Consider the following 22946-nt stretch of genomic DNA (forward strand, 5'->3'; position numbering starts at 1 on the left):
CTCACTCCCCGCCGCGCAGGATGGAGTTGCCCTCGTGGGTGGCCTCGCCCGTGCCGGCCGGGTCGAGGGTGAGGCGTCCGCTGAGCCCGTAGAAGTCGACGGGGTTGCGCCACAGCACGCGGTCGACGTCGTCGTCGGTGAAGCCCTCGGCCAGCATGAGGTCGCCGACCTTGCGGGTGGTGAGGGGGTCGCTGCGGCCCCAGTCGGCGGCGGAGTTGACGAGGACCCGTTCCGGTCCGTGGGCGCGGAGCAGCGCGACCATGCGGACCTCGTCCATCTTGGTGTCGGGGTAGACGGAGAAGCCGAGCCAGGCGCCGCTGTCCTTGGCCTCCTTGACGGTGGTCTCGTTGAGGTGGTCGACGAGGACGCGGTCGGTGGGCAGGGCGGACTCGCGGACCACGTCGAGGGTGCGGCGGAGCCCGGCGAGCTTGTCGCGGTGCGGGGTGTGCACGAGGGCGGGCAGCCCGTGGTCGGCGGCGAGCTGGAGCTGGGCGGCGAGGGCGGTGTCCTCGGCGGGGGTCATGGAGTCGTAGCCGATCTCGCCGACGGCCACGACCCGGTCCTTGACGAGGTAGCGCGGGAGTTCGTCGAGGACGGGGGTGCAGCGGGGGTCGTTGGCCTCCTTGGGGTTGAGGGCGATGGTGCAGTGGTGGGCGATGCCGTACTGGGCGGCGCGGAAGGGTTCCCAGCCGAGGAGGGCGTCGAAGTAGTCGCGGAAGGAGGCGGGCGAGGTGCGGGGCTGGCCGAGCCAGAAGGAGGGTTCGACGACGGCGCGGACGCCGGCCGCGTACAGGGCCTCGTAGTCGTTCGTCGTGCGGGAGGTCATGTGGATGTGGGGGTCGAAGATGCGCATCAGGACTCCTCGGCGTGGGGGGTGGCCGGGCCGGGCGCGGCGGTCCCGGACTCGGTCAGGGCCAGGACGCGGTGTAGGTCTTCGGGGACGGTGCGGCCGGCGGCGGTGCGTTCGGCGGCGTAGTCGGTGAGCATGCGGGCGAGTTCGGTGTCGGCGTGGGCCCGTGCGGCGAGGCCGGCGGCGTGGTCCACGGGGACGCCGGTGAAGAGGCACTTGAGGAGGGCGTGGCGCCAGGAGTGGGCGTCGAGGTGCCGGGCGGCGTAGGGGCCGACGGCGGCGGCGACGAGGCGGGTGTCGTTGGTGCGCAGGGCGTCCTCGATCAGTGGGAGGGCGCCGGGGCCGGGTATGAGGTGGGGCAGGGCGTGCAGGACGGCGCGGCGTTCGTCGGCGGTGCCCTGCCGGTAGGCACGGGTGAGGGCGTCGGTGTCGGCGCGGGCCGCGTGCAGGATGAGGACGCGGGCGGCGTCGGCGTGGTCGGGTCCGCAGCGGCGGCCGGCCTCGGCGAGGCGCAGTTCCCACGCGGCGATGGGGCCGTGGGTGCCGGGGTGGTCGGCGGCCTCGTCCAGGGCGTGGTCGAGCCAGTCGCGGGCGGCGGGGGCGAGTCGGCCCGAGAGGGCGGTGCGCAGGGCGTCCGGCGGGACGTGGGCGGGGGTGGTGCCCGGCGGGTCCCGCGGGGCGGGGGCTGTGCCGTCCACGGGGGCCGCACCGCCCGCGGAAGTGGCCGCCGCGGGGGTGGCGTCCGGGAGCGGGACGGCCTCCGGACCTGGGGTGGCGTCCGGGCGCGGGGTGGCGTCCGCGCCCGGGGTGGTGGGGGTGGCGTCGCGGTGGGTCATGGCTGTGGCTCCCTTCGGGGGGTGGCGGAGGGATCGCCCGGGTGGTCCGGGCGGCGGCCGGCCGCCGCCGCGCGCAGGAAGGGGAGGGAGGTGGCGGCGTGGTGGGGCCCGGCGTGGGAGTGGCGGGGCAGCTCGACGACGGTCAGGCCCTGGTAGCCGGTGGCGGCGAGGGCTGCCAGGACGGGCGGGAAGTCGATCTCGCCGTCCCCGAAGGGGAGGTGTTCGTGGACGCCGCGCCGCATGTCCTCGATCTGGACGTGCCGCAGCCAGGGGCCGGCGGCGCGTACGCAGTCGGCGGGAGGGAGCGGTTCGAGGCACTGGCAGTGGCCGATGTCGAGGGTGAGGCCGAGCGGCGCGGGGTCGCCGAGGGTGCCGCGCAGCAGGTGGAAGTCGGCGAGGGTGGCGAGGAGGTGACCAGGTTCGGGTTCGATGGCCAGGGGGACGCCGGCGTGGGCGGCGGCGTCGAGGACGGGGGCGAGGGAGTCGGCCAGCCGCTTCCAGGCCGTGTCGGTGCCGGTGCCGGGCGGGGTGATGCCGCTGAAGCAGTGCACGGCGTGCGCGCCGAGGTCGGCGGCGATCTCGACGGCGCGCAGCAGGAGGCCGGTGCGGCGGGCCCGGTCGTCGGGGTCCGGGGCGAGGAGGGAGGGGCCGTGTTTGCGGCGCGGGTCGAGGACGTAGCGGGCGCCGGTCTCCACCGTGACGCCGAGCCCGAGCGCGTCGAGCCTGCGGGCGATCCGGCGGGTACGGGCGGGCAGGTCGGCGGCGAGCGGGTCGAGGTGCATGTGGTCGAGGGTGAGGCCGACGCCGTCGTAACCGAGGTCGGCGAGGAGAGCGAGGGCGTCGTCGAGACGGAGGTCGGTGAGGCCGTTGGTGCCGTAGCCGAAGCGGAGCGGGGTGCGCGGCGGGGTGATGGGGCCGGGGCTCATGTGATGCTCACCTTCTTCGCGGTGGCGCGGCCGAGCGGGGCGAGGGCGGCGACGAGCAGGGCGCGGGCGGGTCCGCCGGCGCGGGCGGCGAGCAGGGCCTGGAGGGGAATGGTGGCGCGGATGCCGCCGCCGACGGCGCGTTGGGTGAGCGGGGGTGAGGGGTTGAGGGCGGCGTGGAGGTAGGGGCGTCCGGCGGTGAGGGCGTAGCCGGCGCCGAGGGCGGCGGTGAGTGCCTCGGCGCCCGAGGGCCGGGGCCGGCCGGGGCCCGGCAGGCCGGGGGTGGCTGCTACCCCTCGGCCTGCCGGGAGTCGGGTGGGGCGGTGTCGGGTCAGCAGGGCGGTGAGGAGGCCGGTGGTGGCGAGGGCGGCCAGCGGGGCGCGGGAGGAGCCGCCCCGGGTCTCCTCCCGGGATACGGCGGTCACCGCGAGGGTGTGGCTGCCCAGCAGGGCCGCGGACGGTAGCGCCGTACGGACCCGGCCGCCGGTCGCGGCGGCGCCGAGGAGCAGGTCCAGGCCGCGGGCGAGAGCCATGGCCGGGGCGCCCGCGGGGGTCCGCTTCAGCCCGAGGTCGTACGCCCAGACGGTCGCCGCGAGCGGGGCGGCGACGGTGAGGGCGGGCCGTCCGGCGCGGGCCGCGAGGGCGAGCCCGGCGGCCGTCAGCGCGCAGGCCGCGGTGAGGGCGGCGGCCGGGCGGATCCGGCCGGAGGGAAGGGGGCGGTGCGGGCGTTCGGCGGCGTCCTCGTCCTGGTCGGCCCAGTCGTTGAGGGCCATGCCGGCCTCGTAGAGGCAGACGGAGGAGCCGATGGCGAGCAGGGTGCGGGGGCCGGCCGGGGCGCCGCCGGCCGCGGTCCCGGCGAGGACGTCGCCGGGGACGGTGAACAGTGCCGGCAGGCGCAGGAGTTCGGCCCAGGCGGCGAGCCGCGCCGGCCCGCGGGGGCTCACCGGCCCTCCCCCGGCCTGCCGTCCCGGTCCCGGCCCGCAGCGGCACCACCGCCCGCGCCGTCCCCGGAGCCCCGGGCGCCGTCCCGGGCGGAGCCCCGCGCACCGGCGCCCGCACCACCGCCCGCGCCGCCGCCGGCGGAGCCCCGGGCGCCGTCCGCCCCACCGTCCCGGGAGCTCCGGGCGGCACCCCGCCCGGAGTCACCGGAGCCCCGGGCGCCACCGCCCGCGCCGTCCCGGGGGGAGCCCTCGCCCCCGCCACCACCGTGGTCGGCGGTCTCACCCCGGGCCGGGCCGGCCGGCTCCGCCGGGACCAGGGTCCGGGCGAAGCGGAGCAGGTCCGCGTACTGCTCGGAGAGCCCCGGGGGACCCTCCCCCACCGGGTCCTTGAAGTAGAAGCCGAGGGCGGAGAGCGGGCCGGAGCGGCCCGCCTGGTGGGCGCGGGCGCTCAGGCGGGCCAGGTCGAGGACGAGCGGCGCGGCGAGCGCGGAGTCGCAGCCCTGCCAGGTGGTCTGCAGGATCATGCGGGCGCCGAGGAAGCCGTCGAAGGCGATGTGGTCCCAGGCCGTCTTCCAGTCGCCGAGCGCGGGCACGTCGTCGATGTGCACGGTGCCCTCGACCGGGGTGCCGAGGGTGTCGGTGAGGACGCGTTCCTTGCCGGCGTTCTTCGCCGCGGCGGCCTCGGGGTCGGCCAGGGCGGCGCCGTCGCCGCCGCCGAGCAGATTGGTGCCGGACCAGGCGCGGACGGCCAGCGCCCGCTGGGCGAACATCGGGCCCAGCGCGGCCCGCAGCAGCGTCTGGCCGGTCTTGCCGTCGCGGCCCGCGTACGGCAGGCCGCCGCGCTCCGCCCGCCGGGCCGCCGCGGGGTGGTGGAGCCCGGCCGACGGGGTGAAGTTGACGTAGGGGCAGCCGGCGTCGAGGGCGGCCAGCGCGTAGAGGGTGCTGGGTGGCAGGGCGCCGTCGGCCGCGGCCGGTTCGGTGGAGGCCACGTTGACCACGACCGCCCGGTCGAGACCGTTGCGGTCGACGAAGTCGCGCAGGTCGGCGGCGAAGGCGGCGATGAGGGCGGCGTCGTCGCGGTGGTCGCCGGGCAGGGGGCCGCCGGGGCGGATCTCGCGGTCGGCGGCGGCCAGTTCGGCGTGGACGGCGGCGGGCAGGCCGGGCGGCAGCACACCGCCCGCGGCGAGCGCCTCGGCGCGTTTGGGCAGGGGGCAGTCCACGGTGTCGTGGCCGCCGAAGACGAGGTCGGTCAGGGCGGGCAGGGCGGCGTCGGCGAAGGCGGGGGTCTCGGTCACCATGCCGGTGGCCGGGTGGAGCCCGGCGGTCACGGCGGCGCAGCCGGCCACCACCGTGGTGGCGACGGAGCCGCGGGCTCCGATCAGCCAGACACCGGTGCGGGCGGCGGGGTGAGAAGCGGTACGGGAACCAGAACGGGACGCGGACATGGGCAGCCTCCTTGTCGAGCGCGTCGTACACGTAGTCCCAGCGGTGCGCTCCCCGTGGGGGGAGGGAGACGGCGGGCGGAGGTCCGGCGTCCTCCGCCCGCCGCCGTTCAGTCGCCCGTGGCGGTCGCCGCGGGCAGTTCCTTGATGCGGATGTCGCGGAAGGACACCCGGTCCTCGGCACCGTGGTTCTGGATGCCGATGTGTCCGTCCCGCAGGCTCCGGGACGGGTCGGTGTTGGTGAAATCGTTGATCCGCACGCCGTTGAGCCAGATGCGGAGCCGTTCGCCCTCGACCCGGATCTCGTACGTGTTCCACTCCCCCGGCGGGTTCAGCGCGCGGTCGCGCGCCGCCAGGTCGGCCGACTGGAAGCCGTAGACGGAGCCGGTGGTGCGGTCGGGGGTGTCGGTGGCGTCGATCTGGATCTCGTAGCCGTGGTCCACGGCCGACCAGGGGTCGTCGGAGGGCGGGAAGCCCACGAAGACGCCCGAGTTGTCGTCGCCGGACTCGCTCGACATGCGCCAGTCGAGCTTCAGGGAGTAGGCCCCGAATTCCCGGGCGGCGTACCAGAGCAGGCCCATGCCGCCCGAGGTGGTGAGCGTGCCGTCGGCGTCCGCCTCGAAGGAGCCCGGACCGGCCTGGCGCCAGCCGTCCAGGGAGGTTCCGTCGTAGAGCGGGAGGTAGCCGTTCTCGGGGCGGCAGTCGGCCTGGGCGTCGCCGATCGCCCAGCGGATGCCGCCCAGCAGGTGGCTCCGGAAGGCGGGTTCGGCGAAGGACTCCTTGGTGTGGCCGCCCCCGGTGTAGAAGGAACGGCCGCCGCGGTACTCCTGGCACCAGGCGATCGGGTGGTCCTCGCCCATCGTGCCGCCGGTGTACGTCGACTCGTCGAGCGAGGCGAGGACACGGGCCCGCTCGCGCGGGTTGGTGCGGTAGTCGTACCACTCGTCGGTGCGGTTCCAGGCCCGTTCCAGGCCCGAGGTGGCCGGGTGTGCCCGGTCCTCGACGGCGACGGTGGCGCTCTGGACGGCCGGGTGGGAGCGGAAGTAGGCGCCGGCCAGGCCCCCGTAGAACTCCCAGTCGTACTCGGTGTCGGCGGCGGCGTGCACGCCGACGTAGGAGCCGCCGTCGCGGATGTAGCGTTCGAAGGCGCGTTGCTGGGCCGGTCCGAGGACGTCGCCGGTGGTCGAGAGGAAGACCACGGCGTCGTACTTCTTGAGGTTGCCCGGGGTGAAGGCGCCCGCGTCCTCGGTGGCGTCGACGGCGAAGCCGCCGGTGGCGCCGAGTTCGCGGATCGCGGCGATGCCCTCGGGGATGGAGTCGTGGCGGAAGCCGGCGGTCTTGGAGAAGACCAGGACGCGTTTGCCGTCCTTCCAGCCGCCCGCCGGGTGCGCGCCGGACTGGGAGGCGGCGGGGCCGAAGACGCAGCCGAGGGCCAGGGCCGCGCCGAGGGCGGTGGTCGCCGTCCGCCCGCCGCCGGGCCACGGGGCGCGGCGCCGCGCGGTGCGGTGGGGTGGTCCCTGGGTCGTGGTGTGGGGTCGTGCGAAGGGTGTCATCGGGTCGTCACCGCCTCTCAGCGCGTGGTGAAGGTGAAGTCGTCCAGGTCGAAGAGTGCTCCGCCGCCGCTGCCCCTGAAGACCAGGTAGAGGGTGGTGGTGCCCTTCGGGGCGTGGGACAGCTTGGCGCTGACGTCCTGGAAGGTCTCCCAGCCGCCGGTCACCGGCACGGTGGCCTTGCCGAGCAGCTTGCCCCCGACCGAGCCGGCGCGGACCTCGAGGGTGCCGCCGGAGCCGCCGGAGGAGACGCGTGCCGTGATCTTCTCGGCGTTGTCCAGGACGTAGGGGGTGAAGGAGATCCAGTCGCCGTCGTGGATGTCGCCGACGGTCTTGGCGCCGTGCGCGGTCTCCTTGGCGATCACCGAGACGCCGGAGGAGTCGCCGAAGTGTTCGGCCTGCCGCTGCCGGGGCTGGGTGACGTTCTGGTCGTGGGTGGTCAGCGGGGCCTGGCCGCCGCCCCCGTTGTCGGTGTACTCCGCGTCGAAGACGCCGAAGATGTTGGCGTTCTCGTCGTGTCCGCCGTCGGCGCTGGTCTGGATGGTGCCGGAGCAGCCGTTGGCGGAGGTGAGCGGGTGGCCGTGGGTGTCGTGGCCGAGGACGAAGGTGACCTTGACGCGGGAGCAGTCGATCTTCTTGCCGTCCTCGCGGTCGGTGACCTTCACCTTGAAGGGCACGGCGTCACCGAAGCTGAAGAGCTGTCCGTCCCGGGGCAGTTCCAGGGTGACGACGGGCGCCGTGTTGCCGACCACCACACGGACGCCGGCGCTGCCGGTGCGGCCGGTGGGGTCCTCGGCGGTCAGGGTCGCCGTGTAGGTGCCGTTGGCGCGGTAGGTGTGGCTGGGGTTGGCGCTGGTGGAGGTGGTGCCGTCGCCGAAGTCCCAGTGGTAGGTGAGGGTGTCGCCGTCCGGGTCCGTGGTGCCGTCGGCGGAGAAGGCCACCTTCAGCGGGGCCTGGCCGGAGGTGCGGTCGGCGGTGGCGCGGGCCGAGGGGGACCGGCCGCCGGTGGCGTTCTCGATGCGGTAGAGCCCGGAGAACTCGTCGCCGCCGAACCAGGCGGTGCCGTAGTCCAGGACGTACAGGGCGCCGTCGGGGCCGAAGGCCATGTCCATCACCTGGGTGCCGCTCCAGGGGATGTCGTCGATGGAGCGGACGGTGCCGTCCGCGTCGGAGGAGATCCGCTTGATCCAGCGGCGGCCGAACTCGCCGGCGAAGAAGTCGCCGTCGTACGCCTCGGGGAACTTGACCGGGGAGTCCAGTGTGGCGTCGTAGTGGTAGACAGGGCCGCCCATCGGGGACTCGGAGCCGTCGCCGAACTCGGGCACGGACGGCCCGTCGTACGGTATCCAGGCGGGCTGGGCCGGGGGCAGGTCGGTGAGGCCGGTGTTGTTCGGGGAGTCGTTCTTCGGGGCGTCGCAGTCGAAGGCGGCGCCGGACTTCCGGGTGGCGAAGTCGAAGTCGACGTAGGCGTCGTTGTCGCCGGTGCAGTACGGCCAGCCGAAGTTGCCGGGGCCGGTGACGCGGGCGAACTCGACCTGGCCGGCGGGGCCGCGGGCGGGGTCGGCGGCGCCGGCGTCGGGGCCGTAGTCACCGACGTAGAGGATGCCGGTCTGCTGGTCGACGCTGAAGCGGAAGGGGTTGCGGAAGCCCATGGCGTAGATCTCGGGCCGCGTCCGGTCGGTGCCGGGCGGGAAGAGGTTGCCCTCGGGGACGGTGTAGGAGCCGTCCTCCTGGACCTTGATGCGCAGGATCTTGCCGCGCAGGTCGTTGGTGTTGCCGGAGGTGCGCTGGGCGTCGAAGGCCGGGTTGCGCCCGGCGCGTTCGTCGATCGGGGTGTAGCCGTCGGACTGGAACGGGTTGGTGTCGTCGCCGGTCGACAGGTACAGGTTGCCCTCGGCGTCGAAGTCGATGTCGCCGCCGACGTGGCAGCAGGTGCCTCGGGATGCCTCGACGTCGAGGACCTTCTTCTCGCTGGCCTTGTCGAGGGTGCCGTCCTCCTTCAGCACGAACCGGGAGAGCCGGTTGACGCCGTCGAAGGGGGCGAAGTCGGCGGCGGTGCCGTTCTCGGGGGCGTCGCCGTCGGGGGTGTCCAGCGGGGGCGCGTAGTAGAGGTAGATGAACCGGTTCTGCTCGAAGCCGGGGTCGACGCCGACGCCTTGGAGGCCCTCCTCGTCGTGGGTGTAGACGTCGAGCTTCCCGGCGACCGTGGTGGTGCCGGAGGCGTCGGTGACGCGGAGGGTGCCGTCGCGGGAGGTGTGCAGGACGGAGCGGTCCGGCAGCACGGCGAGCGACATGGGCTCGCCGACCTCCGCCTCGCCCTTGGCGAGGGTGATCTGCTGGAAGTCCTCGGCGGCCGGGGCGGGCGCGGCGGCCTGGCCCGGGTCGGCGGCGGCGCCCGCCTGCGGGGCGGCCAGGGTGAGCGAGGTGCCCGCGAGCAGGGCGCCGCTGAACAGGGCGACGGACTGCCGGAAGGACAGGCGCCGTCTGCGGAACTCGGTGGCGGTGGGGGTGGTGCGGTCGTTCCCGTGCACGAATGCCTCCAGAAGAGGGCCGGTTGTACGGGGCGGGGGGCGAACGCCGGGATGCGCCGTCATCCCGGAGGGTGGGTCGGTCGGATCAGTTGCCGAAGGCCGCGTCGAAGGCGGCGGCCGGCGGGTCGAAGTCGTACGCCTTGAGGCGGGCCAGGGCCTCGGGGGCGCCCTGGAGCCGGTCCATGCCGGCGTCCTCCCACTCCACGGAGACGGGGCCCTGGTAGTCGATCGAGCGCAGCATCCGGAACACGTCCTCCCAGGGGACGTCGCCGTGGCCGGCGGAGACGAAGTCCCAGCCGCGCCGCGGGTCGCCCCAGGGCAGGTGGGAGCCGAGCCGGCCGTTGCGCCCGTCGAGGCGTTTGCGGGCCTCCTTGCAGTCGACGTGGTAGATCCGGTCGCGGAAGTCCCACAGGAAGCCGACGTGGTCGAGGTCCTGCCAGACGAAGTGGGAGGGGTCGAAGTTGAGGCCGAAGGCGGGCCGGTGGTCGACGGCCTCCAGCGCGCGGTGGGTGGTCCAGTAGTCGTAGGCGATCTCTCCGGGGTGGACCTCGTGGGCGAAGCGCACGCCCTCGGCGTCGAAGACGTCCAGGATCGGGTTCCAGCGGTCGGCGAAGTCCTGGTAGCCGCCCTCGATCATCGTCTCGGGCACGGGCGGGAACATGGCGACCAGGTGCCAGATCGCGGAGCCGGTGAAGCCGATGACGGTGTCGACGCCGAGGCGGGCGGCGGCCCGCGCGGTGTCCCGCATCTCGGCGGCGGCGCGCCGGCGCACGCCCTCGGGCTCGCCGTCGCCCCAGACGCGGGCGGGCAGGATGGCGCGGTGGCGTTCGTCGATGATGGCGTCGCAGACGGCCTGGCCGACGAGATGGTTGGAGACGGCCCGGCAGACCAGGCCGTAGGAGTCGAGCAGTCGGTGGCGGGACTCCACGTAGGAGGGGTCGGCGAGGGCTTTGTCGACCTCGAAGTGGTCGCCCCAGCAGGCGAGTTCGAGGCCGTCGTAGCCGAAGTCGCGGGCCAGGCGGCAGACCTCCTCCAGCGGGAGGTCGGCCCACTGGCCGGTGAACAGCGTGAAGGTGCGCGGCATGGGCTCGTGGTCTCCTCAGACGGCTGTCGGGTCGGCGGCGACCGGGGTGTAGAGGGAGTTCTTCCCGGCGCTCTCCTCCACCGCCGTCAGGACGCGCTGCACGTGCAGTCCGTCGGCGAAGGAGGGGTCGGGGCGGCGGCCCGCGGCGATGGCGTGGACGAGGTCGCGGGCCTGGTGGACGAAGGTGTGCTCGTAGCCGAGTCCGTGGCCGGGCGGCCACCAGGCGTCCAGGTAGGGGTGTTCGGGTTCGGTGACGAGGATGCGGCGGAAGCCGGCGCGCTCGCCGGGCTCGGTCGCGTCGTGGTACTGGAGTTCGTTGAGGCGTTCCAGGTCGAAGGCGAGCGAGCCGCGCTCGCCGTTGAGTTCGATGCGCAGGGCGTTCTTGCGGCCGGTGGCGTAGCGGGTGGCCTCGAAGGAGGCGAGGGCGCCGGAGGGGAAGCGGCCGGTGAAGACGGCGGCGTCGTCGACGGTGACCTGGCCGGTGGCGGGGCCACCGTCCGGGCCGCGGGCGGCGCCGGGCAGCGGGCGTTCGCGGACGAAGGTCTCGGTGAGCGCGGAGACGCCCGCGAGGCGTTCGCCGGTGAGGTACTGCGCCAGGTCGACGATGTGGGCGCCGAGGTCGCCGAGCGCGCCGGAGCCGGCCTGTTCCCGGCGCAGCCGCCAGGTCATGGGGGTCCGCGGGTCCACCAGCCAGTCCTGGAGGTAGACGACCCGCACGTGGCGCAGCCGGCCGACGCGGCCCTCGGCGACCATCCGCCGGGCGAGCGCGGTGGCGGGCACCCGGCGGTAGTTGAAGCCGACCATGGCCACCTGGCCGCGGGCGGCGGCCTCCTCGGCGGCCCGCGCCATGGCCTCGGCCTCGTCGACGGTGTTGGCGAGGGGCTTCTCGCACAGGACGTGTTTGCCGGCGGCGAGCGCGGCGAGCGCGATCTCGGCGTGGCTGTCGCCGGGGGTGCAGATGTCGACGAGGTCGATGTCGTCGCGTGCGACCAGGGCGCGCCAGTCGGTCTCGGCGCTCTCCCAGCCGTGCCGCACGGCCGCTTCCCGCACCGCGTCGGCGTCCCGGCCGCAGATGGCGGCGGGCACCGGGTCGAGCGGCAGGTCGAAGACGCGCCCCGCGGTGCGCCAGCCCTGGGAGTGGGCGGCGCCCATGAAGGCGTAGCCGACCATGCCGACCCGCAGCGGTGGTCTGGTCGCGGACGCCCCCGTGGCCCCGGTGCCGGTGGCTGTCGAGTCCACCTCGGCCCCCTCGGGCTGCTGCGGCTGTCCCATGCGGATGTCCTCCTCGTTCGTGGTGGCACGGTGTCGGCGTCGGTCCGTCCCGGCGGGCTGGTCGGGCCCGCGGGGGCGGCGCCTCACTCGAAGCCGGTGGACATGTACTGGTCGACGTTGTCCTTGTCGACGACGGCCGAGTAGCAGGTCAGCGACGTCGGGATCTCGAACTCGGCGAGCCCTCCGACGCCCTTGCCCTGGCCGAGGGCGCGGGCGAGGTCGATCGCGGAGGCGGCCATGGACGGCGGGTACAGGACGGTCGCCTTGAGGACGCCGTCGTCCCGTTTGATGGCCTGGAAGGCGGAGAGCGCGCCGGCGCCGCCGACCATGAGGAAGTCGTCGCGGCCGGCCTGCTCGATGGCGCGCAGGGCGCCCACGCCCTGGTCGTCGTCGTGGTTCCACAGGGCGTCGAAGGACGACTGCGCCTGCAGGAGCTGGGCCATCTTGGCCTGGCCCGACTCGACGGTGAAGTCGGCGGCCTGGCGGGCCACCTTCTTGATGTTCGGGTAGTTCTTGAGGGCGTCGTCGAAGCCCTGGGTGCGCTGCTTGGTGAGTTCCAGGTTGTCCAGTCCGGCCAGTTCGATGACGCGGGCGCCGGGCTTGTCCTTGAGCTTCCCGCCGATGTAGTGGCCGGCGTTCAGTCCCATGCCGTAGTTGTCGCCGCCGATCCAGCAGCGGTACGCCTGGGGGGAGTTGAAGACGCGGTCCAGGTTGACGACGGGGATGCCGGCGCGCATGGCCTTCAGGCCGACCTGGGTGAGCGCCTTGCCGTCGGCGGGCAGCACGACCAGGACGTCGACCTTCTTGTTGATGAGGGTCTCGATCTGGCCGATCTGCTGGGCGGTGTCGTTGGAACCCTCGGTGCTCTCCAGGGTGACGTCGGAGTACTTCTTGGCGCGCTTCTTGGCGTTGTCGTTGATGGCGTTGAGCCAGCCGTGGTCGGCCTGTGGTCCGGCGAAGCCGATGGTGACCTGTCTGCCGGGCTGGTCGTCGGCGACCGGCCGGTCGCCGGCGGCGGGTTCGTCGTCGGCGGACTCGTTGCTCGTGCACGCGGTGAGGAAGGCACCGGCGGACACGGCGGCGGCTCCGAAGAGCAGTCCTCTGCGGCTCGCGATGTGCTCTGGCATGGTGGGGTTCCCTTTCCTCAGGTGGTGCTCGCGGTACGGCGCTGGACCAGCACGGCGGCGACGATGATCGCGCCCTTGGCGATCTGCTGGACGTCGGTCTGCAGGTTGTTCAGGGCGAAGATGTTGGTGATCGTGGTGAAGATCAGGACGCCGAGGACGGAGCCGGTGATGGTGCCGCGGCCCCCGGTCAGGAGCGTGCCGCCGATGATCGCGGCGGCGATGGCGTCGAGTTCGTAGAGGTTGCCGTTGGTGTTCTGGCCGGAGCCGGCCAGCACGATCAGCAGGAAGGCGGCGATGCCGCAGCACAGTCCGGACAGCAGGTAGAGGTAGAGCCGCTGGCGGCGGACGTCGATGCCGGCGAGGCGGGCGGCCTCCGCGTTGCCGCCGACGGCGACGGTACGGCGGCCGAAGGTGGTGCGGTTGAGGACCAGCCAGCCGATGACGGTGACGGCCGCGAAGACCAGGACCAGGGGCGGCACGCCGAACAGGTACGCCTCGCGTTCACCGAGGTCGAGGACGGAGTCGACGGTGACGACCTGGGTGCGGCCGTCGGTGATCTGGAGGGCGAGCCCGCGGGCCGAGGCCAGCATGGCGAGGGTGGCGATGAAGGGGACCATGCCGCCGTAGGCGACGAGGACGCCGTTGACGAGCCCGCAGCCGACGCCGACCAGGACGGCGGTGAAGAGGATGCCGCCGAAGCCGAAGTCCTGGGTGGCGACCGTGGTGGCCCACACCGAGGCGAGGGCGACGACGGCGCCGACGGACAGGTCGATGCCGCCGGAGACGATCACGAAGGTCATGCCGACGGTGACGACGCCGATCACCGACGCCTGGGTGAGCACCAGTTGCAGGTTGCGGGTGTCGAGGAACGCGTCGGGCTGGGTGACGCCGCCGATCAGGACCAGGACGGCGAGGACGCCGAGCAGGCTGAGGGTGCGGACGTCGGCGCGGGCGGCCAGGCCGCGCCAGGCGGGCGGCTCGCCGGCCGGGACGACCTTGCCGGTGCCTCCCCGCGGCGGGGACACGTGCTGCGTCATGACGCCGGGCTTCCTTCCATCACGAGGTCGAGTACGCGGTGTTCGTCGAGGTCGCGGGCGGGTGCCTCGTGCACGACGCGGCCCTCGCGCAGCACCAGCACGCGGTCGGCGAGGCCGAGCACCTCGGGCACCTCGCTGGAGACCAGCAGGACGGCGAGGCCCTCGTCGGCGAGGCGGCGCACGACCGCGTACAGCTCGGCGCGGGCTCCGACGTCGACGCCGCGGGTGGGTTCGTCGAGCAGCAGGACCCGGCAGCCGCGCAGCAGCCAGCGGGCCAGGACGGCCTTTTGCTGGTTGCCGCCGGACAGGGTGCGCACGGGCACGGACGGGTTGTCGGGGCGCAGCGACAGCTCGCGGGTGGCGGCGCGGGCCGCGCCCCGTTCGGCGCGGTGGTCGATCCAGCCGGCGCGGGAGAAGCGGGACAGGGCGGAGACCGACACGTTGCGGGTGACGGACTCCAGCAGGAGCAGGGCCTGGGCCTTGCGTTCCTCGGGGGCGAGGCCGAGTCCGGCGCGGCCGGCGGCGCGGACGCTGCCGGTGCGCAGCGGGCGCCCGTCGACGTACACGCCGCCGGCGTCGGGGCGGCGGGCGCCGTAGACGGTCTCCAGGATCTCGGAGCGGCCGGAGCCGACGAGTCCGGCGAGGCCGACGATCTCGCCGCCGCGCACGTCGAGGTCGAGCGGGGCGAACTCGCCCGCACGGGAGAGTCCGCGCACGCTGAGGACCGGTTCGCCGGCCGGTGGGGCGGACGGGCGTCCGGGGAAGACGTACTCGACGGTGCGGCCGGTCATCAGGGCGACCACCTCGCGGGTGGGCGTGGACCGGGCGGGCAGTCCGCCGGCGACGGCGCGGCCGTCCTTGAGGACGGTGACCCGGTCGCCGATGCGGCGGATCTCCTCCAGGCGGTGCGAGATGTAGACGACGGCGACGCCGGCGGCGGTGAGGTCGCCGACGATCCGGAAGAGGTTGTCGACCTCGTCGGGGTCGAGCGCGGCCGAGGGTTCGTCCATCACGATCAGCCGGACGTCGTGCGAGAGGGCCCGTGCCATGGACACGATCTGCTGCTGGGCGGCGGAGAGGTCGCCGACCAGCCGGCCCGGGTCGATCTCGGGGTGGCCGAGCCGTCCGAGGAGCGCGGCCGTGGACTCCCGGGCGGCGCGGGCGCGGACCACGAATCCGGCGGTGGTGGGCTCGTGGCCCAGGTGGACGTTCTCGGCGACGGACAGGTGCTCCACCAGGTCGAGTTCCTGGTAGATGGTGGCGATGCCGAGGCGCATGGCGGCGATCGGGGAGCGCAGGGTGACGTCGTCGCCGCGCCAGCGGATGGTGCCGGTGTCGGGCTGGTGGGCTCCGGCCAGCACCTTGATGAGGGTGGACTTGCCGGCGCCGTTCTGGCCGAGCAGGCAGTGCACCTCGCCGGCCTGGACGTCGAGGTCGACGCCGTCCAGGGCCCGGACTCCGGGGAAGGACTTGGTGATGCCGGTCATGCTGAGCAGCGGTGGTTCAGGTGCCATGTGAGGTCCCCTCGGCGGGCATGCGGGCCGGTGTCAGGGCAGGGCGGAGCACGGGGCGGGCGGAGCCGACGCGGTGAGGTGGGCTGGGGTGGGGTGAGGTGGGGGCGGAGTGCGGCGGTGCGGGCAGCGGGGTGGCGCTGTAGAGCGACGTGGGGGGACGCTTGCGGTCGCACCGTGACGTGCGGCGGTGCGGCGGTGCGGCGGTGCGGCGGTGCGGCGGTGCGGCGGTGCGGCGGTGCGGCGGTGCGGCGGTGCGGCGGTGCGGCGGAAACGCGGGGTGGGCCGCGGTGTCACGGGTGCGGGCGCCGGACTTTCCCGGCGCGCACCGGGTGGGGAGGTGCGGTGCGGTCGTACGTCGTACGGGTGAGGTGGGCGGTCAGGCGGGGGAGAACAGGTGGTCGCTGATGAGCCGGGCCGCGCCGATGACGCCGGCGGTGGGGCCCAGTTCGCCGAGGACGATGGGGAGGTTGCCGGTCGCCAGCGGCAGCGACTGGCGGTAGACCTGGGTGCGGATCGCGGCGAGCAGGTTGTGGCCGAGGCCGGTCACCCCGCCGCCGATCACCACCAGGCCGGGGTTGAAGAAGCTGACGAGTCCGGCGATCACCTGGCCGGTGCTCCGGCCGCCCTCCCGGATCAGTTCCAGGGCGGGGGCGTCGCCGGCGGCCGCAGCGGCGGCGACGTCGACGGCGCTCAGGGCCCCGTTCGCCTCCAGCCGGTGCGCCAGTTCGGGTGAGAGGCCCTGGCGGGCGGCCTCCATGGCGTCGCGGGCGAGCGCGGCACCGCTGAAGTGGGCCTCCAGGCATCCCCGGTTGCCGCAGGCGCACGGGCGTCCGTCGGGCACGGCCTGGATGTGCCCGATGTCGCCGGCGCTGCCCGTGGTGCCCCGGTAGACGGCACCGCCGACGACGATGCCGCAGCCTATGCCGGTGCCGATCTTGACGCAGAGGAAGTCGGCGACGGTGCGGGCGACGCCCGCGTGCTGCTCCCCCAGCGCCATCAGGTTCACGTCGTTGTCGACCATGACCGGGCAGCCCAGTTCCTGGCTGAGCACCTCCCGCACGGGGAAGCCGTCCCAGCCCGGCATGATCGGCGGGGCCACCGGGACGCCCTCGGGGAAGCGGACGGGTCCCGGGACGCCGATGCCGGCGCCGTCGAAACCGTCCGCGAGGCCGGAGGCCCGCAGCTTCGCCGTCATGGACAGCACATGCTCGAAGACCGCGACCGGTCCCTCGCGGACGTCGAGGGGCTGGTTGACGTGTCCGAGGATCTCCAGTTCGGCGTTGGTGACCGCGATGTCGACCGAGGTCGCGCCGATGTCGACGCCGAGGAAACGGAGTTCGGGGTGGAGCCGGACGTTGTGGGAGCGGCGTCCGCCGCGCGAGGCGGCGAGTCCGTCGGCCACCACGAGGCCCGTCTCCAGCAGCCGGTCCACCTCCACGGCCAGCTTGGACCGGGACAGGTCGACCTGGTCGCCGAGCTGGGCGCGGGAGTTGGGGCCGCCGTCGCGCAACAGGCGCAGCAGCCGGGCCTGATGGGCGTTCGCGGGTCGCGCGGTCATGCGTCTCACGGTCCCCTCCCCGCCTCGATCGGCTGCGGCGCCGGTCTCCGGACGCCTTCGGTGGCCTGCTTTCGGAGGGAACGTAGCAGTGGATGCCGGGGAGGGGAAGAAGTCGCGCAGGAATCCGTGCCAACTTTCCCCACTGAATGGACAAAGACACGGATGGCCGAGGGGTGCGCACACGTCGAGGCCGCCCGGCACGGATGCCGGACGGCCTGGGACTTCTCGTGCGCTACGCCGCGGACCGGGCGTGGTACGAGCGGCGGGTGTGCTCGGTGTGCTCGCGCATCAGGCGCATCGCCCGCTGCTCGTCCCGCTCGGCGATGGCGGCGATCAGCCCCCGGTGCTCGATCCAGGACTGCCGGCCGCGCTGCCGGGCGACGGGCGTGTAGTACCAGCGCACCCGGCGGTCGACCTGGCCGGCGAGTTCGGCGAGGACCGCGTTGCTCGCCAGCTCCATCACCTTGGCGTGGAAGCGGGCGTTGAGGGCGACGGCGGCGTCCACGTCGTCGGCGGAGACGGCTTCCTCGCCCTCCGCGCACAGCTCCTCCAGGGCGGCGATGCCGGCCTTGTCCGCGTTGGCCGCGGCGAGCCGGGCGGCCTCGGCCTCCAGCAGGGTGCGGACGGTGAGGAGCTGGTCGGCCTCCCGCTCCGTCGGTTCGTGGACGAAGGCGCCCTGGGCGGGGCGCAGATCGACCCAGCCCTCGGTGTCGAGCCGTTGCAGGGCCTCCCGCACCGGCTGCCGGGAGACCCCGAGGTGCCCCGCCAGCTCGCTCTCGACCAGGTGCTGGCCGGGGCGCAGCGCACGGGTGGTGATGAGTTCGAGCAGTGCCTCGTAGACACGGTCCCTCAGCGGGCCCGGCCGTTCGAGCCTGGGCACCGCGCCCTGCGGCAGTCCTGCGGACAACATCGGTCCCCCTCGCAGCCGGCACGAGCGTTGCGTGGCATGACGGTACGGCGATACGTGACAAGACGAGTATCGATTGTCTTTCGTCTACAGTCTACGGCGGGAAAGAGACATGCGGGGGCGGAAAGGGGCGCGGAGTCGTCCATGTCACACCGCGGCCGGCACCCCGGCGGGTGCCGGCACGGGCGGTGGCGGGGCCGTCGGGGACGGTGGCGGGGCGGTCAGGGGCAGCGGACGACCTGTCCCGCGTACGAGAGGTTGCCGCCGAAGCCGAAGAGCAGGACCGGGTCGCCGCTGCCGATCTCGCCCCGTTCCACCAGCTTGGACAGCGCGAGGGGGACGCTGGCGGCCGAGGTGTTGCCGGAGTCGACGACGTCGCGGGCGACCACGGCGTTGACGGCGCCGATGCGCGCGGCGAGCGGCTCGATGATGCGCAGGTTGGCCTGGTGCAGGACGACCGCGGCGAGGTCGGCGGGGTCCAGTCCCGACCGCTCGCAGGCTTGGCGCGCGATGGCGGGCAGACGTGTGGTGGCCCAGCGGTAGACGCTCTGGCCTTCCTGGGCGAAGCGCGGCGGGGTGCCCTCGATGCGCACCGCGTGTCCCAGTTCGGGCACCGACCCCCACAGCACCGGCCCGATCCCCGGCTCGGCCCCGGGCGCGCACGCCTCCACCACGGCGGCGCCCGCCCCGTCGCCGACCAGGACGCAGGTGGTGCGGTCCTCCCAGTCGGCCACCTCGGACATCTTGTCGGCGCCGATGACCAGGGCGCGGCGGGCGGAACCGGCGCGGACGGCGTGGTCGGCGGTGGCGAGGGCGTGCGGGAAGCCGGCGCAGACGACGTTGAGGTCCAGGGTGGCCGGTTCCGTCATGCCGAGCCGGGCCGCGACGCGGGCGGCCATGTTCGGGGAGCGGTCGATGGCGGTGGAGGTGGCGACGAGGACGAGGTCGACGTCGGCGGGGGCGAGCCCGGCCGAGGCGAGCGCCTTGGCACCGGCGTGCGCGGCCAGTTCGTCCACCGGCTCGTCCGGGCCGGCGATGTGGCGCGTGCGGATGCCCACCCGGCTCGTGATCCACTCGTCACTGGTGTCGACCATGCCCGCCAGTTCCTCGTTGGTGAGAACCCTGGCGGGCTGGTAGTGGCCGACGGCGGTGATGCGTGTGCCGTGCATGGGTGGACTCCCTCGTCTCCTGGGATGCGGGTCCACCAGTGTGATCAGTGACCGGCGGGTACGGCGGCAGGTGAAGCGACAGGAAACGAGCGCCGCGCTTGTCGCTTCCGGCAGCGGCCCCGGGGCTCCGGGATGCCGGGGGCGGTCGCCACGCCGCCCCGCAGGCCGCCGGTCCGGGCGGGGCCCCGTGCCGGAGGGCGCGGGGCCCGTCGCCCCTCAGCCCGTGAAGAGCTGGGTCGCCTTGCGCACGAGCTCGTAGAGCCCGTAGGCGAGCGGGAGGCCCACCCAGAGCCAGGTGAAGGCGATCAGCGGGCGCCGGCCGGAGGCGACGGGCGGGCCCTGGGTGCCGTCAGGCGACATCGGCGGCCTCCTTGGGTGCCGGGGCGGGGACGTGGTGGCGGGCGTGGACCGGCCGGACCAGTTCGTTGGCGACGAAGCCGACCACCAGCAGGCCGATCATGATCACGAAGGAGAGCCCGTACAGGGACGAGCCGTGCCGTCCGGCCTCCTCCTGCCGGTCGGCGATCCAGTTCACGATCAGCGGCCCGAGGACGCCCGCGGTGGACCAGGCGGTGAGCAGCCGCCCGTGGATGGCGCCGACCTGGTAGGTGCCGAAGAGGTCCTTCAGATAGGCGGGGGCGGTGGCGAAACCGCCGCCGTAGAAGGAGAGGACGACGAGGGCGCACACCACGAAGAGCGGCTTGGAGGAGTCGCCGTAGAGCGCGATCAGCGCGTACATCACCGCCCCGGCGCCGAGGTAGACGCGGTACATGTTCTTGCGCCCGATCAGGTCGGAGGTGGTGGACCAGCCGATCCGGCCGGCCATGTTGGCCGCCGACAGCAGGGCGACGAACCCGGCGGCGGCCGTCGCCGAGACCGGCGCCGAGGTCTCCGCGAAGAAGTCCGTGATCATCGGCGCGGCCTTCTCCAGGATGCCGATGCCCGCCGTGACGTTCATGCAGAGCACGATCCACAGCAGCCAGAACTGCGGGGTGCGCATCGCGGCCCGCGCCGAGACCTGGACGCCGCCGAGCGTCGCCGCGGCGCCGTCGGCCCGTGCCGCGCCCCGGGGCACCCGCACCAGGAGTACGCCGAGCAGCATGAAGACGGCGTAGGTCAGCCCGTGCACGAGGAAGGCGAGGGCGATGCCGGAGGAACCGGTGCCGAAGGACTCCAGCATCTGCGCCGACCAGGGCGAGGCGATCAGCGCGCCGCCGCCGAAGCCCATGATGGCGATGCCGGTGGCCATGCCGGGACGGTCCGGGAACCATTTGATCAGGGTGGAGACGGGCGAGATGTAGCCGATGCCGAGTCCGATGCCGCCGACGAAGCCGTAGCCGAGGACGATCAGCCAGTACTGCTCCGCGTAGGCGCCCAGCGCGGAGAGCAGGAAGCCGGAGGAGAAGCAGACCAGGGCGACGCTCATCGCCCAGCGCGGGCCGTGGCGTTCGACGAGGGTGCCGCCGAAGGCCGCCGAGAGGCCGAGCATGACGATGCCGAGCTGGAAGGGCAGCGCGCTCTGCGTGCCGCTGAGGCCGAGCGCGGACTCCAGTGGGGGCTTGAACACGGACCAGGCGTAGGCCTGTCCGATGGAGAGGTGGACCGAGAGCGCCGCCGGGGGCACGAGCCAGCGGCTCCACCCGGCGGGGGCGATGGGGGGACTCATGAGTCCCTCACCGTAGGGAGGCGGAAGGGAGTTGAGAAGACTGTTGAGCAGACAACCACCGGTACTGCACAAAGCCTTGCCGTGCCGACTCCCATACTGTAGACAGTATTTCGTCGACAGGAAGCCGGTGAACGACGCCGGTCGGCGGCGAACGGAGCGGCCCCGGCCTCGTCCCCCATGTGCAGGACAATGAGATCGTTGCATCAAGGGCCGCCTCGGCCATCGGAACGGACGGAACCGGGACTGACCGGCACGACGGGACACGGGACATGGGACGAGTCACGGAACGACGCAAGGTGCTCCGCATACGGGAGGGGGCGGTCTCCAGCCGCCCGGACACGCTGGTCGCCGAGGAACCACTCGAGATCCGGCTGAACGGCAAACCGCTGGCGATCACCATGCGCACGCCCGGCGACGACTTCGCGCTCGCCGCCGGATTCCTGGTCAGCGAGGGCGTGCTGGCAGAGGGGAGGGAACTGCAGAACATCGTCTACTGCGCGGGCGCCACCGCCGACGGCTCCAACACCTACAACGTCGTGGACGTCCGCACCACCGCCGGGGTCGTCCTGCCCGACATCACCCTGGAACGCAACGTCTACACCACCTCGTCCTGCGGCCTGTGCGGCAAGGCCAGCCTGGACGCGGTGCGCACGACGGCCCGCTGGCCCATCGCCGACACTCCCCCGGTCCGGATCACCCCGGAGCTGCTGGCGGAGCTGCCGGACCGGCTGCGCGCGGCCCAGCGCGTCTTCGACCGGACCGGAGGGCTGCACGCGGCGGCCCTCTTCACCGACGAGGGCGAACTGGTCGACGTCCGCGAGGACGTGGGCCGGCACAACGCGGTCGACAAGCTGGTCGGCCGCGCCCTGCAGGACGACCGCCTGCCGCTGTCCCGCTCGGTCCTGCTGGTCTCGGGCCGGGCCTCCTTCGAGCTGGCCCAGAAGGCCGTGATGGCGGGCATCCCCGTGCTGGCGGCCGTGTCGGCGCCCTCGTCGCTCGCCGTCGACCTGGCGGCCGAGACGGGACTGACGCTGGTGGGCTTCCTGCGGGGCAGCTCCATGAACGTGTACGCGGGCGAGGAACGGATCGCCCTGCGGGCCGCGGCCGTCCAGGGCTGACCCCGCCTCCCCGCGACACGGCGGCGGGGCCCCGACCGGCGGGGAGCGCCCCCTGCGCCGGAGGGGCCCCGTCTCGACCTCCCGCCCCCGGGGCGGACGGTCGAGACGGGCCCGGTGGGGCGCCCAGGGCCGTCCCGGTCAGCGTCCGCGGGTCCCCGCGCCGACCGCCGTCCGTGCGGTCTCGCCCGGCCCCGGTCGCGCCGTCCCGCGCGATCCGGCGGCCTTCCCCGCCCCCGAACCACCGGGCGGCGCGGCGGTCTCGGCGGGCGCGGCCGTCTCCGGGTCGTCCGCCCTGCGCCGGGCGAGGACCGCGCAGACCATGAGCTGCATCTGGTGGAACAGCATCAGCGGCAGCACGGCCAGGGACGCCTGCGCGCCGAACAGGACACTGGCCATGGGCAGTCCGGCCGCGAGGGACTTCTTCGAGCCCGCGAACTGGATCGCGATCCGGTCCGCCCGGCCGAACCCCAGCGCCTTCGCCCCGTACCAGCTCGCCAGCAGCATCACGGCGAGCAGCACGGCCTCCACCGCCATCAGACCGGCCAGCCGCACCGGGCTCACCTGGTGCCAGACGCCCTCGACCACGCCCTCGCTGAACGCGGTGTAGACGACGAGCAGGATCGAGCCCCGGTCGACGAGGCCGAGCACCTTCTTGTGCCGCGCGACGAAACCGCCGATCCACCGGCGCAGCACCTGTCCGGCGACGAACGGCACCAGCAGTTGCGCCACGATCCGCAGCAGCGAGTCCGCCGAGAAGCCGCCCCCGCCGCCGCCGAGCAGGGCCGCGGCGAGCAGCGGCGTGACGACGATGCCGGCCAGTGAGGAGAAGGAGCCCGCGCAGATCGCGGCGGGCACGTTGCCGCGCGCCATGGACGTGAAGGCGATCGACGACTGGATCGTCGACGGCACCAGGGTGAGGAAGAGCAGGCCCTGGTAGAGCGGCTGGGTCAACAGGACCGGGACGAGCCCGCGGGCGGCGAGCCCGACCAGCGGGAAGAGGACGAAGGTGCAGGCGAGCACGGTGGCGTGGAGCCGCCAGTGGCGCAGTCCGTCCATCGCCTCCCGGGTGGAGAGCCGGGCCCCGTAGAGGAAGAAGAGGAGGGCGATCGCGGCGGTCGAGGCGCCGGAGGCGGCGTCCGCGCCGGTGCCCCGCGCCGGGACCAGTGCCGCGAGGCCCACCGTGGCGAGCAGCAACAGGATGTAGGGGTCGATCGGCATCCAGCGCGGCCAACGCAGGCGTGTCACGGTGCTCCACTTGCTTGTTCGTACGTGCTTCGTGCGGGTCCGGGCCGGTTCGTACCGTCCGCGGCCGGGTCCGGGACGAGGGCCGGAGGTCCCCGCCCCATCCTGCTCCTCCCGGCGGCAATCGGGAATCCCGTATACCGCTCTGACTGCCATCATGTTTCGTGATGACCGGTAGG

The 22946-nt window shown here is 73.9% G+C and carries 19 protein-coding genes; 1 reads left to right on the forward strand and 18 read right to left on the reverse strand.

Going from position 1 to position 22946, the window contains the following annotated elements; all coding sequences use genetic code 11:
• Position 1: 1 nt before the first annotated feature.
• The 17 genes from VM636_RS03460 to VM636_RS03540 form a co-directional block, all read right to left on the reverse strand.
• Complete coding sequence (locus tag VM636_RS03460; RefSeq protein WP_030418834.1) at positions 2–853, reverse strand: TatD family hydrolase; 852 nt, start codon at positions 851–853, stop codon at positions 2–4.
• On the reverse strand, positions 853–1686 hold the full coding sequence (locus tag VM636_RS03465; RefSeq protein WP_338483178.1) for an EboA domain-containing protein: 834 nt from the start codon (positions 1684–1686) through the stop codon (positions 853–855). Before VM636_RS03465 ends, VM636_RS03460 begins: the two co-directional genes overlap by 1 nt.
• A complete protein-coding gene (locus VM636_RS03470; protein WP_338483179.1) occupies positions 1683–2612 on the reverse strand; it encodes a sugar phosphate isomerase/epimerase family protein in 930 nt (309 codons plus the stop codon). Before VM636_RS03470 ends, VM636_RS03465 begins: the two co-directional genes overlap by 4 nt.
• Complete coding sequence (locus tag VM636_RS03475; protein ID WP_338483180.1) at positions 2609–3553, reverse strand: UbiA family prenyltransferase; 945 nt, start codon at positions 3551–3553, stop codon at positions 2609–2611. The genes VM636_RS03470 and VM636_RS03475 overlap by 4 nt, the downstream gene beginning before the upstream one ends.
• The gene (locus VM636_RS03480; protein WP_338483181.1) at positions 3550–4995 is read right to left on the reverse strand and encodes an inositol-3-phosphate synthase; all 1446 of its coding nucleotides are present in this window, start codon (positions 4993–4995) and stop codon (positions 3550–3552) included. The genes VM636_RS03475 and VM636_RS03480 overlap by 4 nt, the downstream gene beginning before the upstream one ends.
• A 107-nt stretch (positions 4996–5102) precedes the next feature.
• Positions 5103–6545: a ThuA domain-containing protein gene (locus VM636_RS03485; protein WP_338483183.1), complete on the reverse strand. Its 1443-nt coding sequence runs from the start codon at positions 6543–6545 to the stop codon at positions 5103–5105.
• Between the two features lie 17 nt (positions 6546–6562).
• Positions 6563–9073 carry a PQQ-dependent sugar dehydrogenase gene (locus VM636_RS03490; protein WP_030418828.1) on the reverse strand — a complete coding sequence of 837 codons (2511 nt, stop codon included), beginning with the start codon at positions 9071–9073 and terminating at the stop codon, positions 6563–6565.
• A gap of 85 nt (positions 9074–9158) precedes the next feature.
• Positions 9159–10157, reverse strand: coding sequence for a sugar phosphate isomerase/epimerase family protein (locus tag VM636_RS03495; RefSeq protein WP_338483185.1), 999 nt, complete (start codon positions 10155–10157; stop codon positions 9159–9161).
• A gap of 15 nt (positions 10158–10172) precedes the next feature.
• Entirely contained in the window at positions 10173–11429 is a 1257-nt protein-coding gene (locus tag VM636_RS03500) for a Gfo/Idh/MocA family oxidoreductase (RefSeq protein WP_030418826.1), read from the reverse strand.
• Between the two features lie 83 nt (positions 11430–11512).
• Complete coding sequence (locus tag VM636_RS03505) at positions 11513–12556, reverse strand: substrate-binding domain-containing protein (protein ID WP_030418825.1); 1044 nt, start codon at positions 12554–12556, stop codon at positions 11513–11515.
• A 17-nt stretch (positions 12557–12573) separates the two neighbouring features.
• Complete coding sequence (locus VM636_RS03510) at positions 12574–13593, reverse strand: ABC transporter permease (protein ID WP_338483191.1); 1020 nt, start codon at positions 13591–13593, stop codon at positions 12574–12576.
• A complete protein-coding gene (locus VM636_RS03515; protein ID WP_338483193.1) occupies positions 13590–15107 on the reverse strand; it encodes a sugar ABC transporter ATP-binding protein in 1518 nt (505 codons plus the stop codon). Before VM636_RS03515 ends, VM636_RS03510 begins: the two co-directional genes overlap by 4 nt.
• A gap of 376 nt (positions 15108–15483) precedes the next feature.
• The gene (locus VM636_RS03520; protein WP_030418822.1) at positions 15484–16665 is read right to left on the reverse strand and encodes an ROK family transcriptional regulator; all 1182 of its coding nucleotides are present in this window, start codon (positions 16663–16665) and stop codon (positions 15484–15486) included.
• Between the two features lie 232 nt (positions 16666–16897).
• Complete coding sequence (locus VM636_RS03525) at positions 16898–17575, reverse strand: GntR family transcriptional regulator (protein ID WP_030418821.1); 678 nt, start codon at positions 17573–17575, stop codon at positions 16898–16900.
• Positions 17576–17793: 218 nt separating this feature from the next.
• The gene (locus VM636_RS03530; RefSeq protein WP_030418820.1) at positions 17794–18741 is read right to left on the reverse strand and encodes a beta-ketoacyl-ACP synthase III; all 948 of its coding nucleotides are present in this window, start codon (positions 18739–18741) and stop codon (positions 17794–17796) included.
• A 216-nt stretch (positions 18742–18957) separates the two neighbouring features.
• The gene (locus VM636_RS03535; RefSeq protein ID WP_199809338.1) at positions 18958–19101 is read right to left on the reverse strand and encodes a hypothetical protein; all 144 of its coding nucleotides are present in this window, start codon (positions 19099–19101) and stop codon (positions 18958–18960) included.
• A complete protein-coding gene (locus tag VM636_RS03540) occupies positions 19091–20407 on the reverse strand; it encodes an OFA family MFS transporter (RefSeq protein WP_030418819.1) in 1317 nt (438 codons plus the stop codon). Before VM636_RS03540 ends, VM636_RS03535 begins: the two co-directional genes overlap by 11 nt.
• A gap of 269 nt (positions 20408–20676) precedes the next feature.
• Between VM636_RS03540 and fdhD the strand changes: the two genes are divergently transcribed.
• Positions 20677–21525 (forward strand): formate dehydrogenase accessory sulfurtransferase FdhD, encoded by an 849-nt coding sequence (fdhD, locus tag VM636_RS03545; protein ID WP_030418818.1) that lies wholly within the window; start codon positions 20677–20679, stop codon positions 21523–21525.
• Positions 21526–21663: 138 nt separating this feature from the next.
• Here the strand turns inward: fdhD and VM636_RS03550 are convergent, their stop codons facing one another.
• Positions 21664–22770 carry a bile acid:sodium symporter family protein gene (locus tag VM636_RS03550; protein ID WP_030418817.1) on the reverse strand — a complete coding sequence of 369 codons (1107 nt, stop codon included), beginning with the start codon at positions 22768–22770 and terminating at the stop codon, positions 21664–21666.
• Positions 22771–22946 lie beyond the last annotated feature (176 nt).

Origin of the sequence: Streptomyces sp. SCSIO 75703 (genome assembly GCF_036607905.1) — a bacterium.
In the GTDB taxonomy this organism is placed as follows: domain Bacteria; phylum Actinomycetota; class Actinomycetes; order Streptomycetales; family Streptomycetaceae; genus Streptomyces.

Excerpts from the sequence above, each read along its gene's own strand:
- VM636_RS03520 (WP_030418822.1), bottom strand. The coding sequence starts at position 16,665 with ATGACCGCGCGACCCGCGAACGCCCATCAGGCCCGGCTGCTGCGCCTG.
- VM636_RS03465 (WP_338483178.1), bottom strand. The coding sequence starts at position 1,686 with ATGACCCACCGCGACGCCACCCCCACCACCCCGGGCGCGGACGCCACC.
- VM636_RS03535 (WP_199809338.1), bottom strand. The coding sequence starts at position 19,101 with ATGTCGCCTGACGGCACCCAGGGCCCGCCCGTCGCCTCCGGCCGGCGC.
- VM636_RS03485 (WP_338483183.1), bottom strand. The coding sequence starts at position 6,545 with ATGACACCCTTCGCACGACCCCACACCACGACCCAGGGACCACCCCAC.
- VM636_RS03530 (WP_030418820.1), bottom strand. The coding sequence starts at position 18,741 with ATGCACGGCACACGCATCACCGCCGTCGGCCACTACCAGCCCGCCAGG.
- VM636_RS03470 (WP_338483179.1), bottom strand. The coding sequence starts at position 2,612 with ATGAGCCCCGGCCCCATCACCCCGCCGCGCACCCCGCTCCGCTTCGGC.
- VM636_RS03505 (WP_030418825.1), bottom strand. The coding sequence starts at position 12,556 with ATGCCAGAGCACATCGCGAGCCGCAGAGGACTGCTCTTCGGAGCCGCC.
- VM636_RS03515 (WP_338483193.1), bottom strand. The coding sequence starts at position 15,107 with ATGGCACCTGAACCACCGCTGCTCAGCATGACCGGCATCACCAAGTCC.
- VM636_RS03540 (WP_030418819.1), bottom strand. The coding sequence starts at position 20,407 with ATGAGTCCCCCCATCGCCCCCGCCGGGTGGAGCCGCTGGCTCGTGCCC.
- VM636_RS03480 (WP_338483181.1), bottom strand. The coding sequence starts at position 4,995 with ATGTCCGCGTCCCGTTCTGGTTCCCGTACCGCTTCTCACCCCGCCGCC.
- VM636_RS03510 (WP_338483191.1), bottom strand. The coding sequence starts at position 13,593 with ATGACGCAGCACGTGTCCCCGCCGCGGGGAGGCACCGGCAAGGTCGTC.
- VM636_RS03525 (WP_030418821.1), bottom strand. The coding sequence starts at position 17,575 with ATGTTGTCCGCAGGACTGCCGCAGGGCGCGGTGCCCAGGCTCGAACGG.
- VM636_RS03460 (WP_030418834.1), bottom strand. The coding sequence starts at position 853 with ATGCGCATCTTCGACCCCCACATCCACATGACCTCCCGCACGACGAAC.
- VM636_RS03500 (WP_030418826.1), bottom strand. The coding sequence starts at position 11,429 with ATGGGACAGCCGCAGCAGCCCGAGGGGGCCGAGGTGGACTCGACAGCC.
- VM636_RS03495 (WP_338483185.1), bottom strand. The coding sequence starts at position 10,157 with ATGCCGCGCACCTTCACGCTGTTCACCGGCCAGTGGGCCGACCTCCCG.
- fdhD (WP_030418818.1), top strand. The coding sequence starts at position 20,677 with ATGGGACGAGTCACGGAACGACGCAAGGTGCTCCGCATACGGGAGGGG.